Below are 14640 nucleotides of genomic sequence, written 5' to 3' on the forward strand. Positions count from 1 at the left end.
CCGAACCATTTCGGTTGGTTTTGACACCGCATCGCGAATGAATTCGCTCCCACAGGAAGACCGCGATTCTGCCGCACAAATTGCCGTAGCCCATACATTTTGACTTTCATGACTTGCACCCTGGAGGCCCCGACCATGCCCAGTTCAATCACTACCCTCAAAACACCGCACCACAGCGTCATCATCGTCGGCGGCGGGCAGGCCGGGCTGTCGGCCAGTTACTACCTGCAACAGCAGGGCGTGGACCATCTGGTGCTGGAGAAACACAGCGTGACCCACACCTGGCGCAATCAGCGCTGGGACGCTTTCAGCCTGGTCACGCCGAACTGGCAGTGCGCGCTGCCAGGTTACCGCTACAGCGAGGAACATGGCGGCCAGGATCCCCACGGCTTCATGAAGAAAGACCAGATCAACGACTATCTGGCCGGCTTCGTCAAAACCGTTAACGCGCCCGTTCGTGAAGGTGTTGCCGTCAAGCGAGTAGTCCCGCGTGCCGCCGGTGGCTTCGAGGTGCACACCTCCCATGGCGAGTTCACCGCCGATCAGGTGATCTGCGCATCCGGCGGCTATCACACGCCGATCATTCCGCGTCTGGCCGAGCGTCTGCCGGTGGGCATCACCCAGATTCACTCCGAGCAATACCGCAATCCTCAAGCCCTGCCGCAAGGCAATGTGCTGGTCGTCGGTTCCGGTCAGTCTGGCGCGCAGATTGCCGAAGACCTGCACCTGGCAGGCCGCAAAGTCTTTCTGGCGGTAGGCGACGCACCCCGCTGTGCGCGTTTCTATCGTGGCAAGGACGTGGTCGACTGGCTCGCGGAAATGGGCTACTACCGGATCGGTGTCGACACTCATCCATTGCGCGAAGGCGTGCGCGACAACACCAACCACTACGTGACCGGCCGCGACGGCGGACGGGACATTGATCTTCGCAAGTTCGCGCTCGAAGGCATGGAACTGTTCGGTCGACTGGAAGGGTTGCAGGGTGACGTGTTGCAGTTTTCCGGCAATCTGAGCGACAGCCTGGACAGCGCCGACGCGGTCTATAACCGCATCAACGGCTCTATCGATAAATACATCGCCGAACACGGCATCGATGCGCCTGCGGGTGAGCGTTACGAGCCGGTGTGGACGCCCTCGCAAGAGCGCCGCGAACTGAATCTGGCGGAGCAGGGCATCACCAGCATCATCTGGTGCATTGGCTTCACCCCGGATTTCACGTGGGTAGAAGCCCCGGTGTTCAACGGTCGCGGGCATCCGGGTCACGTGCGTGGCGTGACGGCGCAGCCGGGCCTGTATTTCCTCGGCCTGCCATGGCTGTACACCTGGGGCTCAGGCCGTTTTTCGGGCGTGGCGCGAGATGCCGAGTACGTGGTGGAGCACATCGTCGGTGCCGTGGCGGAGCGTAAGGTCGCCAATCGATAAACGCGCTGAACGGTAGGAGCGTGCGTGTCGTGTTCCAGACGCAGCGCGCTCCTACAGGTCAGGGGACATTGACCCACTGACTGCCGCTCATCAGGCAACAGTGGCGTTCACCCTTGACGATCATTTGTAACGGGACAATACTTCGCTCAGATTCATATAGATGACTACATAACTACAACAGCGAAGCGCCTATGAACCGTCTATCCAGTGATGTCCGTCTGCCGCTCTATCAACGTCTGCGTGATCAATTGGCCGAGCAGATCGCCAATAACCGTTGGCGTCCGGGCGAAGCCATTCCTACTGAAGCCGCTTTGTCGAGCGAGTATTGCCTGTCCACCGGCACGGTGCGCAAGGCCATCGACATGCTGGTCAACGAAAACATTCTGGAGCGCCAACAAGGGCGGGGCACGTTCATTCGTCGCCCGCAGTTTCAGTCTTCGCTGTTTCGTTTCTTCCGTTTTCAAAGCGTGTCCGGCGAGCGTCAGGTGCCGGAGAGCCGCATTCTGTCCATCGAGCCGGTGATGGCGCCGTCCGCCGTGTCCCAAGCGTTGGGCCTGCCGCTCGACGCCCCGGTCATCCGCATGATCCGCTTGCGTCTGCTGGACGCGCAACCGGTGCTGGCCGAAGAAATCTGGCTGCCACAGGTTCAATTCCAGACCCTGCTGGACACGGATCTGAGCCGGCACGGTCCTTTGCTGTACCCCATCTACGAAGAGCTTTGCGGCCAGGTCGTTGCCTATGCCGAAGAGACGTTGACCGCCGAGTCGATCAGCGAGGTGCACGCGCGCCTGCTGCAAGTGCCGGTCAACAGCCCGGTGGTGGTGATTGAGCGCCTGGCGCGCAATTACGCTGGCCAGCCGCTGGAATGGCGCCGTTCGCGCGGGCACGCCAGTCATTTCCGCTACAGCGTGGATATTCGATAACACTGCCTGCCCGGTCCGACGCGAACGGGCCGGGGAACGCTGATCTTGTGGGAGCGAATTCATTCGCGAGAGGCCCTTGGGATCAAAACAACTCTGCCGTTTGGAAGATCTTTTCGCGAATGAATTCGCTCCCACAGGAACAGCGTTCGCCACCGGGATTTGCTTAAAGCCTGTCATTGAGAACGGGCTCAACAACACTGCCGCTTCACACCTTCATAAGGACAAGAACCATGTTCAACTGGTATCGCCAAGTCACTCCTCGGGAGCGTAAAACGTTCTGGGCCTGTTTCGGCGGATGGTCGCTGGACGCCCTTGAAGTCCAGATGTTCGGTCTGGCCATTCCGGCGTTGATTGCCGCTTTTGCCTTGAGCAAAGGCGATGCAGGCCTGATCAGTGGCGTGACACTGGTCACCTCGGCGCTGGGCGGCTGGGTGGGCGGGACGCTGTCCGACCGGTACGGTCGCGTGCGCACCCTGCAATGGATGATCCTCTGGTTCTCGTTTTTCACTTTTCTGTCCGCATTCGTCACCGGCTTCAGTTCGCTGCTGGTGGTCAAGGCCTTGCAGGGCTTCGGCATCGGCGGTGAATGGGCGGCCGGCGCGGTATTGATGGCCGAAACCATCAACCCGAAATACCGGGGCAAGGTCATGGGCACCGTGCAGAGCGCATGGGCCGTGGGCTGGGGGCTGGCGGTGGGCGTGTTCACCCTGATCTACTCCTTCGTGCCGGCCGATATCGCCTGGCGCGTGATGTTCCTGGTCGGCCTGCTGCCATCGCTGCTGATCATCTGGGTGCGTCGCAACGTCGAAGAACCCGACAGCTTTCAGCGCCTGCAGAAAGAAAAAGCCATTCCGCAGAGCTTCTTCAAATCCTTGGCCGGTATCTTCCGTCCTGAGCTGATCCGCGTGACGCTGCTCGGCGGCTTGCTCGGCCTCGGGGCTCACGGCGGTTACCACGCGGTCATGACCTGGCTGCCCACCTTCCTGAAAACCGAACGCAACCTGTCGGTGCTCAATTCCGGTGGTTACCTGGCGGTGATCATTTTTGCCTTCTGGTGCGGCTGCGTGGCCAGTGGCTTTCTGATTGACCGCATCGGTCGTCGCATGAACATCGTGCTGTTCGCCCTGTGTTGCGTCATCACCGTTCAGTGCTACGTGTTTCTGCCGTTGACCAACACCCAGATGCTGTTCCTCGGTTTTCCGCTGGGCTTCTTCGCGGCCGGCATTCCGGCCAGCCTCGGCGCGCTGTTCAACGAACTCTACCCGGCCGACGTGCGCGGAGCAGGGGTCGGCTTTTGCTACAACTTTGGCCGTGTGCTGTCGTCGGTGTTCCCGTTCCTGGTCGGCCACATGAGTGAGTCGATGTCGCTGGGTTCGGCCATCGGAATCGACGCCGGCATTGCCTACGGCGTTGCGGTGATCGCCGCGCTGTGCCTGCCGGAAACCCGCGGCCGCAGCCTGGAGGACAGCGCGGCTGTTGCCAAGGGTTCGGCGCGCAGCGAGAAGACCAGCGCCTGATGTTTTTCCTGCGCGGTGGCCGGGTTCAAACGCTTGGCGCCGCGCTTTATTCGATAGATGAGACCCATGTCCGATACCTTTCCCGCGTCGATTCTTGGCATCGACGGCCACGCACACGTATTCAGCAGGGAGCTGGATCTGACATCGGCACGACGCTATTCACCTGACTACGACGCCACGCTGGCGATGTATCAACACAACCTGCAGGGCCACGGATTGAGCCATGGCGTGCTGGTGCAGCCGAGCTTTCTCGGCACCGATAACCGTTACCTGCTCAACGCCCTGCGCCAAGCGCCGGAACAATTGCGCGGCGTGGTGGTGGTTGACCGCGAGATCAGCCGCCGTGAGCTGGACGAGATGGACCGCCTGGGTGTGGTCGGTATTCGTCTGAACCTGATGGGCAAGGCACTCCCGGACTTTTCCGAGCCTCAGTGGGCCGTGCTGTTCGGTCACATCGCCGAGCTGGACTGGCATGTCGAACTGCATCGTCATGTCGCCGATCTGCCGGGCTTGATCCGGGCCTTGATGCCGTTCGGCGTGAAGGTCGTCATCGACCATTTCGGCCGGCCGGATGCGCGGCTGGGCCTTGATCAGCCGGGGTTTCGCGAGCTGCTGGAATTAGGCCTCGGCGGCCGGTTGTGGATGAAAGTGTCCGGCATCTATCGACTCGAAGGCAGTGAGCCTGAGAATCTTGATTTCGCCCGCGCCGCGATACCGTTGCTGGTGCAGAGCTTCGGCCCGCAGCGGTTGGTCTGGGGCAGCGACTGGCCGCACACGCAGCATGAAAGCCGCGTGAGTTTTGGCTCGGTGGTCGAGCAGTTGCGGGCGCTGGAATGTTCGCCGCAAATCATGCGCTCATTGCTGATCGAAGCGCCGCAAGTGCTGTTCGGTTTCGCGGTGGTTGAGGCCTGAGTTGAAGACCGATTTCTAGATGCAGAGATGAACCTGTGGAAGTCAGCTTGCTCCCACAGGTACTGCATCTGCTGGCCCACTTGCAGTGTGTTCTCAGGCTACATCAACGGGTCTTCCACCCGCCGCCCAACGCCACCACCAAGCCCACACTGGCCTGCAACCGACTGGTGTCCACCACCTGCAACCGCCGTTGCGCCTGCAAGGCGGTGGTCTGTGCCGTCACCACGTCCAGGTAATTCACGGCCCCCGCTTCATAGCTGCTCATCGCCATGCGCTCGGCGCTTTGTGCCGCATCGACTGCCGCTTTCTGGTCTTGGGCTTCCTGCTGCAAATCACGTAGCTGACCGAGATTGTCTTCGACTTCGCGCACGGCCTTGAGCACCTGACTGTGATACTGCGCGGCTGCTTCTTCAAACTCAGCCCTGGCCTGTCGTTCGTTGGCGCTGCGGCGGCCACCGTCAAAGATCGGCAGGTTGACCAGCGGTCCCAACGCCCAATACCGGTTGGCCGCTGCGAGCAGGTTCCCGCTGCCTTGGGTCTGCCCGCCGAGCAGCCCAGTCAGGCTGAAATCCGGGTACCACGCCGCTTTCGCCACGCCAATATTGGCGTTGGCAGCGAACACCCGACGCTCGGCGGCCGCGATGTCCGGCCGCTGTTGCAACAGGCTGCCGGGGAGGGCTTGGGGAATCTCGGGAAGCGTGAGCGGCGCGGCGTCATGGACGAGGGCAAAGTCGCTCGGCAGCACACCCACCAATTCGGCGATGGCGTGTTCGCTGAGGTTGCTCTGGGCGGTGACATCGTCCAGTTGCGCCTGGGCTTCGGCCAACTGGCTCTGGGCGCGGGTCAGGTCCAGTTCCGACGCAATCTTGCCTTCGTAGCGGTCGCGTGTCAGTTGCAAGGCCTGGCGGTAGTCGTCCAGTGACGTCTTGAGAATCCGGCTTTGTGCGTCCAGTCCGCGGGCCTGCACGTAAAGTGTCGCGAGCTGGCGTTGCAGGCTCAGTCGCGCCACCGCCAGATCATCCGCCGAGGCTTGTGCCTGAGCATCACCGGCGGCGACCTGATTGCGAATCTTGCCCCACAGGTCCGGGTCGAAGTTCAGGCTGAAGCCCGCCGTGTCGCTGTTGTAGACCGAAGGCTGGGTGTCGCCGCGCAACGGCCGGCGATCCGACTGACGCTGTCGCAGCGGGGCGACGCTGGCGTTGACCTGAGGAAACAACCCGGCGTGCAACTGGCTGGCGTAGGCCTGCGAGGCATCGTAATGGGCCAGCGCTGCCGCAAGGTCAGGATTGGCCTTGAGCAGCTGTTGTTGCAGGTCGTTCAGTTGCTTGTCCTCAAAGACCTGCCACCACTGCGGCTGGATGCGGTCTGCGGGTTGCGCCGTGTGCCAGGGCCCGGCTTGCTCTTTGTAATGCGCGGGCAGTGGGATGTCTGGCGCATGGTACGTCGGTGCCAGCGAGCACCCCTGCAACGTCATCGCAATCAATAGCGCGAAGCCTTCAAGCCTTGGGCGCATGCTCACCTCCCGCGTCGGCCAACTGAACCGGGTCGTTTTCACGCAACGCATCGGGCGGGTTGTCGATCACCTTGTCGGCCGCCTGAAGCCCCTGATCGATCACCAGCCGATCTCCCAGGTCCATCGCGATATGGATGTTGCGCAGGTGCACATGCCCCGTCGTGTCCATGGTCGCCACCTGCGTGCCCTTGGCACGGAAGATCAGCGCGCTGGCAGGGATGCTCATGCCGTGGCTGCCAGCGCTCACCGGCAAGGTCGCGTCGGCGTAGTCGCCTGGCAGCAGGGCACCGTCTGGGTTGTCGGCAACGAATTGGGCGAGCAGGGTGCCGGAGCGCGGATCGATCGCCGTGGAGTCGCCCATCAGTGTCGCGGTATAGGTCTTGCCGGGGTGCTCGGGCACGCTCAGTCGCACCTGCATGCCTGGACGGATGACGCTGGCGTAATTCTGCGGAATCGGCACATACAAACGCAGGCGATGGGTGTCGGCCATGCTGAACAACGGCGTGCCACCGCCGTCGTCAGCCTTGATCAACTGACCGATGTCGGTGTTGCGCGCCGTGATGGTGCCGCTGAAAGGCGCGCGAATGGTCTTGTAGGCAGCAAGGTCGGACAGCCGCTGACAGTCGGCTGCGGCCGCTTGCATGTCGGCCTTTGCGGCGGTGGCTGCGGAGACTTTCTCATCCACTTCCTGTTGCGACACCGAATGCGTCGCCAGCAGATGTTGCCAGCGCGCGGCGGTGGTTTCGGCAATCCGCGCGGTGGCCTGTTGTTGCGCGAGGTGGGCGCGGGTCTGGGCCAGTTGCTGATCGAGTTCCGGGCTGTCGATCTGCGCGAGTACCTGACCGGCCTGAACCTGGGTGCCGATGTCCGCGCTCCAGTCTTTAAGGTAACCGCTGACCCGGGCGTTGATCGACGCCTTGCTCCACGCTTCCAGGCGCGCCGGCAGTTGCAGGGTGTCGCCCTGGGCGTTTTGCGATGGCGACACCACGGTCACCACTGGCACCGACTGGCTTTCGGTCCAGGCGGCGACAGCGTGTTCGTGCCGCGTGCGAGCCGCCAGCCCGTTGGCGACCAGCAACGCCGCCAGGGTCAGGCCGCCCACGCCGGTGAGCATCAGGCGCTTGCTCGAAGGGACTTTTTCAGACGACATGGGGTGTTTCTCCATCAATGGCGCGGGTTTCAGAGTCGGCAGACTTGGGCTGCGAATGGCGGTGTACAAGGCTGAAAACCACGGGCACGAACAGCAGGGTCGCGGTGGTGGCGAGAATCAGCCCGCCAATGACCGCGCGTCCCAGCGGCGCGTTCTGTTCCTGGGAAATTGCCAGCGGCAGCATGCCGATGATCATTGCCAGCGCGGTCATGCACACCGGGCGGAAACGGGTGTAGCCGGCCTCCAGCGCCGCCAGCAGCGCATCACCGTGTTCGGCCAGACGCTCGCGGCAGAAGCTCACCACCAGAATCGAGTTGGCGGTCGCCACGCCCATACACAGGATCGCGCCGGTCAGCGCAGGCACCGATAACGAGGTGCCGCTGAGGAACAATATCCAGACGATCCCGGCCAGCGCCGCTGGCAACGCCGTGATGATGACGAACGGATCGATCCACGACTGGAAGTTGACCACGATCAGCAGGTAGATCAGCACCACGGCGCCGAGCAGGCCCAGGCTCAGACCGCTGAAGGCTTCATGCAATGCGTCGATCTGGCCGTGCAGGCTGATCGTCGCGCCCTTGGGCCGCAGGTGTGCCATGTCGTCGATGACCGTTTGCACGTCCTTGGCTACGCCGCCCAGATCGCGGCCTTGCACGTTGGCGAACAGGTCCAGTGTCGGCTGGATGTTGTAATGCGTGACCACTGCGGGGCTGTCGACCCGCTTGATCGTCGCCAGGCCACCCAGGATCTGCGACTGACCGTCGCTGCCTGTAATCGGCAGGGCTTCCAGGGTCGGCAGGCTGTCCAGACGGTATTGCGGGGTGGCCGCGACCACCGAGTACGACACACCGTTTTTCGGGTTCAGCCAGTACGTCGGCGCCACCTGCGAGGTGCCGGCCAGCGAGGCGCCGAGGCTGGTGGTCACGTCCTTCTCGGTGATGCCCAGTTGCTTGGCGCGCAGGCGATCGACGTCCACTTGCAGGGAGGGGTAACCGGTGGACTGCTGAATGCGCAGGTCGGCGATGCCGGGAATGTGTTGCAACCGGCGTTGCAGTTCCACGGCGTAGGCCCGATTCGCTTCGCCGTCAGGCCCTGAGATTTTCAGGTCCAGCGGGGCCGGGGCGCCGAAGTTGAGGATCTGGCTGCTGATGTCGGCAGGCATGAACGCAAACTGGCTGCCGGGGAAGCTTTGCGGCAGCGCTTCACGCAGGCGTTTGACGTAATCGGCGGTCGGCGCGTGATTAGGCTTGAGTGTGACCTGAATGTCTCCGTCCTGTGGGCCGATGGTGCCGCTGCTGCTGTAGGCCATGTCGATGCCGCTGAGCGGAATGCCGATGTTGTCGATCACCGTATCCAGTTCATCGGCCGGAATAATTTCGCGAATCCGTTGTTCGATGCGGTCAAACGCGGCAGCGCTTTCTTCGATACGCGTGCCCAGCGGCAGGCGCACATGCATCGACAGCGCGCCCGCGTCGGTGGCCGGGAAAAAATCCTCACCCAGGCTCGGCAACAGGGCAAAGCTGGCGAGTACACAGGCGAGAAACCCCAGCAGAAAGGCCTTGCGCCGCTTCAGCGCCAGACCGAGCAGCCCATGGTAGGCGTCGCGGATCGCCGAAAAACGGTGTTCGAAGCCCTGCTGGAAACGCAGCGCGCCACGCAGCAATACGTTGCGCTGCCGACCATGCTGATCGCCCTCGTGGTGATTGATGAACGGATCTTCCGGATGATGCCCGGCGCCGCCTTCCAGCACGTGAGGCTTAAGCAGAAACATCGCCAGGGTCGGCACCAGTGTGCGCGAGAGCAGGAACGAGCTGCCCATGGCGAAGATGACCGCCAATGCCATCGGCCGGAACAGGTAACCGGCAATCCCCTGAAGCATGAACATCGGCACGAACACGATGCAGATGCACAGCAGCGAAACGAACGCGGGGCCGACGATCTGTCGCGCACCGTCCATGATCGCGTCCTTGACGGCCTTGCCTTGCTCCAGGTGCCAGTTGATGTTCTCGATGGTCACCGTGGCGTCGTCCACCAGAATCCCCACGGCCAGCGCGAGCCCACCGAGGGTCATCACGTTCAGTGTCTGGCCCGTGACCGACAGCAGGGCAATGGCCGACAGCACCGCCAGTGGAATCGATGCCGCGATGATCAGCGTCGAACGCCAACTGCCGAGGAACAGCAGGATCATCACGCTGGTCAGCAGCGCCGCGATGATGCCTTCCCGGGCCACGCTGCCGACGGACTCTTTCACAAAGACCGAGGCGTCGCCCAGCAGCGAGGTCTTCAAGGCGGGCGGCAGGGTTTCGTTGATCAGCGGCAGCATGTTGCGGATGTCGTCGACGATCGACAGGGTCGAAATATTGCCGTTCTTCAATGCCGGCATCAGCACCGCCCGACGCCCGTCGACCCGCACGATGTTGGTCTGCGGCGGCGAACCATCACGCACGTGCGCCACCTGGCCGATGGTGATCAGCGCACCGTCGACGGTCTTGATCGGCAAGTCGTTGAGTTCGTCGATGGCTTTCGGGCTGTTGTTCAGCAGCACGGTGTACTCGTCGCTGCCCATCTTGGCCGTGCCCACCGGAATGATCTGATTGCCCGCCGCCAGCGCGTTACCGACGTCTTGCGCCGACAGGCCCTTGGCAGCCAGCGCCTGCGGGTCGAGGTCGAGGGTTATCTGGCGTTGTTTCCCGCCCATGGGCGTCGGCATCGCCAGACCGGGCACGGCGCTGAGCGGCAGACGGATGCTGTTCTGCACCAGATCGCGAATCCGCGCTTCCGAGAGCGTCGGACTGGAAAAGGCCATCTGCAGAATCGGCACGGTCGAAGCGCTGTAGTTGAGGATCAGCGGCGGCGTGATACCGGCCGGCATCTGTTTCAGCACGGTTTGTGAAACCGCTGTCACCTGCGCGTTTGCGGTGCGGATGTCGACGCCCGGCTGGAAGAAGATCTTGACGATGCCCATGCCCGGCAGGGACTGCGACTCGATGTGCTCGATGTCGTTGACCGTGGTACTGAGCGAGCGCTCATAGGTGTAGATGACCCGACCGGCCATGGCGTCCGGCGACAATCCGGCGTACTGCCAGACCACCGCCACCACTGGAATGCCGATGTCGGGGAACACATCGGTAGGCGTCTTGAGGGCCGCCATGGGCCCGACAATACAGATGAAAATCGCCAACACGATGAACGTGTATGGCTTGAGCAATGCAGTCTTGACCAGCCCGAGCATGCCGGAAACCTCCCATTTCGAATGAGCGCAGTCTTGGTGCAGGCGCCTAACAGGCAGCTTTCAGCCGAATGAACAAATAGTTAGTCCGGCACACAAGGAGCTTTCATGGGGGATTCATTTGTTGTTCATCCGGCGCACGCGCAGCCTTGCTCCATCGAAATTCACCCTGCGCCACAGGGACTTTTTCAACTGCTGAGGGTTGTGTCATGAATGCCAAATCGTTGCTGTTTGTTCCGATGTTGGGTCTGGTCGCTGTGCTGTCCGCCTGCGCCGGTCCGATGCCTAAGGCTGGCCCAAGTGAGGCGTGGATCGGCTTGCAGGAAGAACCTTCCGGGGTACTGATGGCGGAGGATCTGGACGGAAAACGCTTGAATGACGGCCGTTATTTCGACGTCAAACCCGGGGCGCACACGCTGGACGTCGATCTGATCGTCGAGGGCAGCGGTGATGACGGGCAGATGAATTGTGAAGCGGGTATTCGCTTTGACCAGTTCAAGGCCGGTGAGCATTACAAACTGGTGGAGTCGAGTCTGGGCGAGGAGTATCGGGTGAAACTTGAGGATTCGAGCGGGCATCAGATCGGGCACAGCAAGGATTTCACCTGTATGCCGGGGTGACCTGACGTTTCTTTCACCACTGGTGTTTGTTGAGCCCATGGCGGGAACGTCATGGGCTTTTTTGTTAATGGTCCCCAACGCGTCCTGTTTCGTTTTGTTGCGTCGGATAGGCGTGTCCAAAGTGATCACCAATAATCCCCAGCGATTGACGCATGATGAACTCAACGAAAGGAAGCTGAGGGCCATGGGACCAGATGATCAAAGAATTGCAGATGAAGCGCTGCTATTCGCTAAAGCAAATAGAAGGGAGATTGCGAAGAGGCTGACGGATACTTCGATTTATGTGCCGGAAGAGTATCCCGTCTCTATATTTATGGCAGGCTCGCCCGGAGCGGGCAAGACAGAGGCTTCGCTGGAGTTTCTGGCCAGGTTCGAAGCCAGATCGGTCCGAATCGACCCTGATTTGTTGAGGGCTGAAATACCTGCCTACTCATCAGGCAATTCGTATCTGTTCCAGCGTGCCGTTTCGGTTTTGGTGGACAAACTTCACGACCAGGTTTTGAAGCAAAATCAGTCGTTCCTGTTGGATGGCACGTCGGCGAACTTCGAGACGGTAGCTCGTAATATTCCCAGGTCTTTGAGGAGGGGGCGATTCGTCCTGATTTTGTACGTTTATCAAGACCCTGAATTGGCGTGGAGATTTGTGACTGCAAGAGAGCAGGTAGAGGGCCGTAACATTCCTTTGAGCGAGTTTGTCCGACAGTATTTCAGCGCGCGCAACGTTGTGAACCGACTCAAGATAGAGTTCGGTCACGCGGTCACAGTCGACATTCTTATAAAAAATGAGAGCGGATCAACACGCCTCTACAAGGAGAATATCCAGCGCATTGACGATCACGTACCTGAAATCTATGATCAATCCTCGCTTGAAAGGACGCTGGACGACATGAGGGATATCAATGAACCCGTCTGAAAAGAACGACCAGGAAATGAAGAGGTCATTGTCTGACTTCGTCCGCAACGCGACCTCCGAAGAAAAGGAACGCGTTTATCAGGAGGTCATGAAGAAGGCGTGGGAGCGGCAGGATCGGATCATCGAGAAAGCCCGTAACATGTGACCTGAATTCGATACAACAAAGCCGCCCTTGAGGCGGCTTTGTTGTATCACCCCAACGCCAACACCTGCCGACACTCCAACACCAGACTCGCCCCGCCCGAAGGACTGTTGCCGATCCGCAATTTAAAACCATGCAGGTTGACGATCGCCGCGACGATAGACAAGCCAAGCCCGAAGCCGCTCTGCTGGTTGCCGGTTTCGCTGCGGTAGAAGCGCTTGAACACCGCCTCACGTTCGGCATCGGGAATGCCAGGGCCGGTGTCCTGGACTTCGATGAACGTGGTATCGCCTTCGGCTCGGGCGATGAGCAAGACCTGGCCACCGGGGGGGGTGAACTTGATCGAGTTGCTGAGCAGATTGGACAGGGCCTCGAACAGCAACGCCCTGTCACCGACCACAGGCGGCAGGTGCTCGGCTATTTTGAGTTGCAGTGCGACACGACCTTCTTCCGCGAGCGGCAGGTAGAAGTCGTACAGCTCGTGCAGCAAAGGCAAAGGGTCCATCTGACTGAACGCCGAACGGCGCTGGTGATCTTCCAGTTCCGAAATCCGCAACAGGCCTCGAAAACGTGCCATCAAGGTGTCGGCGTCGGCGATGACCTGCGCCATTTGTTCGCCTTGGGGCGAATCTTCTGCGGACTGTTGCTGAATGCGGTACAGCTGGGCACGCAATCGGGTGAGCGGGGTGCGCAGGTCGTGGGCGATGTTGTCGCAGACGCCTTTGACCTCGTTCATCAGGCGTTCGATACGGTCAAGCATGGCGTTCACGATATCCGCCAGCATGTCCAGTTCGTCGCGCCGATTCGAGACCGGCAAGCGTTTGGTCAGATCGCCCGTGACGATGGCTTCGGCGCTGGCCTGGATCGCACCGATACGCCGCAGCGGCCGTTGACGCAACAGGTGCCAGCCCAGCGCGCCGGGAATGATCGTCAGCGAGATACCCCACAGCAACGCGCGCAGGATCAGTGTGGTCACGGCAAACAGCGAACCGTTGTCACGCACCAGCACCAGCCAGCGATTGTCCATGGTGTGGATCGCGACGGCATCGCAGCTGGCGCGCGGCACGTCCGGATCATCGGAGTCGATGCAGGTGTCCAGTTCCTGAATTTCGCCGGTGAGCTTCAGTCCTTCAGGAATCTCGTGGACGGGTCCGCTGATCGGCTTCAAATCCTTGTCGAACAGGCCATAGGCATCGACGGAGCGGATGTCGAACTTATCGCTGGTGTGCAGAGCGTCGTCCAGCTGTGCACCCTCGAAGCGCGAGAACAACTGTTGGCGCTGCATCAGGGAGTGACGGGCGAGGGTGTTGAGGTAGCTGGTGACTTCCCAGTACAGCACCCCCATGAGGATGCTGCTCCAGGCCACGAACAGGAAACTGTACAGCGCCAGCAGACGGCTGCTGGAGGAGCGCCAGCCCTTAGACGGGTTCGGCAATGACATAACCTGAGCCTCGAACGGTACGTATCAGCGGCGTCAGGGTAGGGGGATCGATTTTCTTGCGCAAGCGACCGATGTGTACGTCGATCAGGTTGGTGCCTGGGTCGAAGTGATACCCCCAGACTTCTTCGAAGATCATCATGCGGGTGATGATCTGGCCGCTGTTGCGCATCAGGAATTCCAGCAGTTTGTACTCGGTCGGCAGCAGGTTCAGCGGCTGGCCGGCACGGCTGGCTTCACGGGTGATGAGGTTCAGTTCGAGGTCGCCGACCTTGAGCATGGTTTCGGCCTGGGTCACCGGGTTGCTGCGTCGCAGCAGGACCTCGACGCGGGCGGCCATTTCATCGGACGCGAAGGGTTTGGACAGGTAGTCATCACCGCCGGCACGCAGGCCACGGACGCGCTCGTCGACGTCGGACAGGGCGCTGATCATCAGGATCGGCGTGGCAATCCCCAACGCGCGCATGGTCGTGACAATGGCCAGGCCGTCGACTTCGGGGAGCATGCGGTCCAGGGTGATCAGGTCGTAGTCGCCGCTGACCGCGCGTACCAGGCCTTCGCGGCCGTTGTCGACCCAATCCACTTGAAGGCCGTGGCTGCTGAGTTCAGCAACGATTTCCTTCGCGGTGACGGCATCGTCTTCGATTGTCAGGATTCGGGTCATTGGGATGTCTGAACCACGTAGTGACTGAAGGCTTTATTTTGCCTTTAAACGTAGCCGGTATTTCTTAAAAATAATTTAAGAAGGTCCAGGTGCCTTGTTTTCCCGCTCAACACCGACTTGTAGGAGCGCGCTTGCCCGCGATTGCGGAGTGTCATGCGACAACAATGTTGCCGACTAACCGCAATCGCGGGCAAGCG

General features: G+C 61.0%; 12 protein-coding genes. 7 read left to right on the plus strand and 5 right to left on the minus strand.

The features are described from left to right. The first annotated feature begins 135 nt into the window (after nt 1-135). From ABDX87_RS25475 to ABDX87_RS25490, 4 genes are all read left to right on the plus strand, one after another. Nucleotides 136-1422 carry an MSMEG_0569 family flavin-dependent oxidoreductase gene (locus ABDX87_RS25475; RefSeq protein WP_346830373.1) on the plus strand — a complete coding sequence of 429 codons (1287 nt, stop codon included), beginning with the start codon at nt 136-138 and terminating at the stop codon, nt 1420-1422. Nucleotides 1423-1613: 191 nt separating this feature from the next. Then, nucleotides 1614-2345, plus strand: coding sequence for a GntR family transcriptional regulator (locus ABDX87_RS25480; protein WP_346830374.1), 732 nt, complete (start codon nt 1614-1616; stop codon nt 2343-2345). A gap of 230 nt (nt 2346-2575) precedes the next feature. Beyond that, a complete protein-coding gene (locus tag ABDX87_RS25485) occupies nt 2576-3862 on the plus strand; it encodes an MFS transporter (protein ID WP_346830375.1) in 1287 nt (428 codons plus the stop codon). Nucleotides 3863-3928: 66 nt separating this feature from the next. After that, nucleotides 3929-4774 carry an amidohydrolase family protein gene (locus tag ABDX87_RS25490; RefSeq protein WP_346830376.1) on the plus strand — a complete coding sequence of 282 codons (846 nt, stop codon included), beginning with the start codon at nt 3929-3931 and terminating at the stop codon, nt 4772-4774. Nucleotides 4775-4877: 103 nt separating this feature from the next. Here the strand turns inward: ABDX87_RS25490 and ABDX87_RS25495 are convergent, their stop codons facing one another. From ABDX87_RS25495 to ABDX87_RS25505, 3 genes are read right to left on the minus strand one after another with little or no spacing between them, the layout of a single operon-like run. Then, the gene (locus ABDX87_RS25495) at nt 4878-6287 is read right to left on the minus strand and encodes an efflux transporter outer membrane subunit (RefSeq protein ID WP_346830377.1); all 1410 of its coding nucleotides are present in this window, start codon (nt 6285-6287) and stop codon (nt 4878-4880) included. Beyond that, on the minus strand, nt 6271-7437 hold the full coding sequence (locus ABDX87_RS25500; RefSeq protein ID WP_346830378.1) for an efflux RND transporter periplasmic adaptor subunit: 1167 nt from the start codon (nt 7435-7437) through the stop codon (nt 6271-6273). Before ABDX87_RS25500 ends, ABDX87_RS25495 begins: the two co-directional genes overlap by 17 nt. After that, entirely contained in the window at nt 7427-10669 is a 3243-nt protein-coding gene (locus tag ABDX87_RS25505) for an efflux RND transporter permease subunit (protein WP_346830379.1), read from the minus strand. Before ABDX87_RS25505 ends, ABDX87_RS25500 begins: the two co-directional genes overlap by 11 nt. Nucleotides 10670-10875: 206 nt before the next feature. On the opposite strand from ABDX87_RS25505, the gene ABDX87_RS25510 reads away from it, so the two are divergent. The 3 genes from ABDX87_RS25510 to ABDX87_RS25520 all read left to right on the plus strand — a co-directional run bounded on the left by ABDX87_RS25510 (nt 10876) and on the right by ABDX87_RS25520 (nt 12344). Continuing rightward, on the plus strand, nt 10876-11286 hold the full coding sequence (locus tag ABDX87_RS25510; RefSeq protein WP_346830380.1) for a hypothetical protein: 411 nt from the start codon (nt 10876-10878) through the stop codon (nt 11284-11286). Between the two features lie 121 nt (nt 11287-11407). Continuing rightward, nucleotides 11408-12199, plus strand: a complete 792-nt coding sequence (locus tag ABDX87_RS25515; protein WP_346830381.1) for a zeta toxin family protein — start codon at nt 11408-11410, stop codon at nt 12197-12199. Beyond that, entirely contained in the window at nt 12186-12344 is a 159-nt protein-coding gene (locus tag ABDX87_RS25520; RefSeq protein WP_346830382.1) for a hypothetical protein, read from the plus strand. The genes ABDX87_RS25515 and ABDX87_RS25520 overlap by 14 nt, the downstream gene beginning before the upstream one ends. Before the next feature lie 46 nt (nt 12345-12390). Here the strand turns inward: ABDX87_RS25520 and ABDX87_RS25525 are convergent, their stop codons facing one another. Together ABDX87_RS25525 and ABDX87_RS25530 are read right to left on the minus strand one after the other, a co-directional pair. Then, the gene (locus ABDX87_RS25525; RefSeq protein ID WP_346830383.1) at nt 12391-13782 is read right to left on the minus strand and encodes a sensor histidine kinase; all 1392 of its coding nucleotides are present in this window, start codon (nt 13780-13782) and stop codon (nt 12391-12393) included. Next, nucleotides 13760-14443 (minus strand): response regulator transcription factor, encoded by a 684-nt coding sequence (locus tag ABDX87_RS25530; RefSeq protein WP_346830384.1) that lies wholly within the window; start codon nt 14441-14443, stop codon nt 13760-13762. The genes ABDX87_RS25525 and ABDX87_RS25530 overlap by 23 nt, the downstream gene beginning before the upstream one ends. Nucleotides 14444-14640 lie beyond the last annotated feature (197 nt).

Origin of the sequence: Pseudomonas abietaniphila (assembly GCF_039697315.1) — a bacterium.
Lineage (GTDB): Bacteria > Pseudomonadota > Gammaproteobacteria > Pseudomonadales > Pseudomonadaceae > Aquipseudomonas > Aquipseudomonas abietaniphila_B.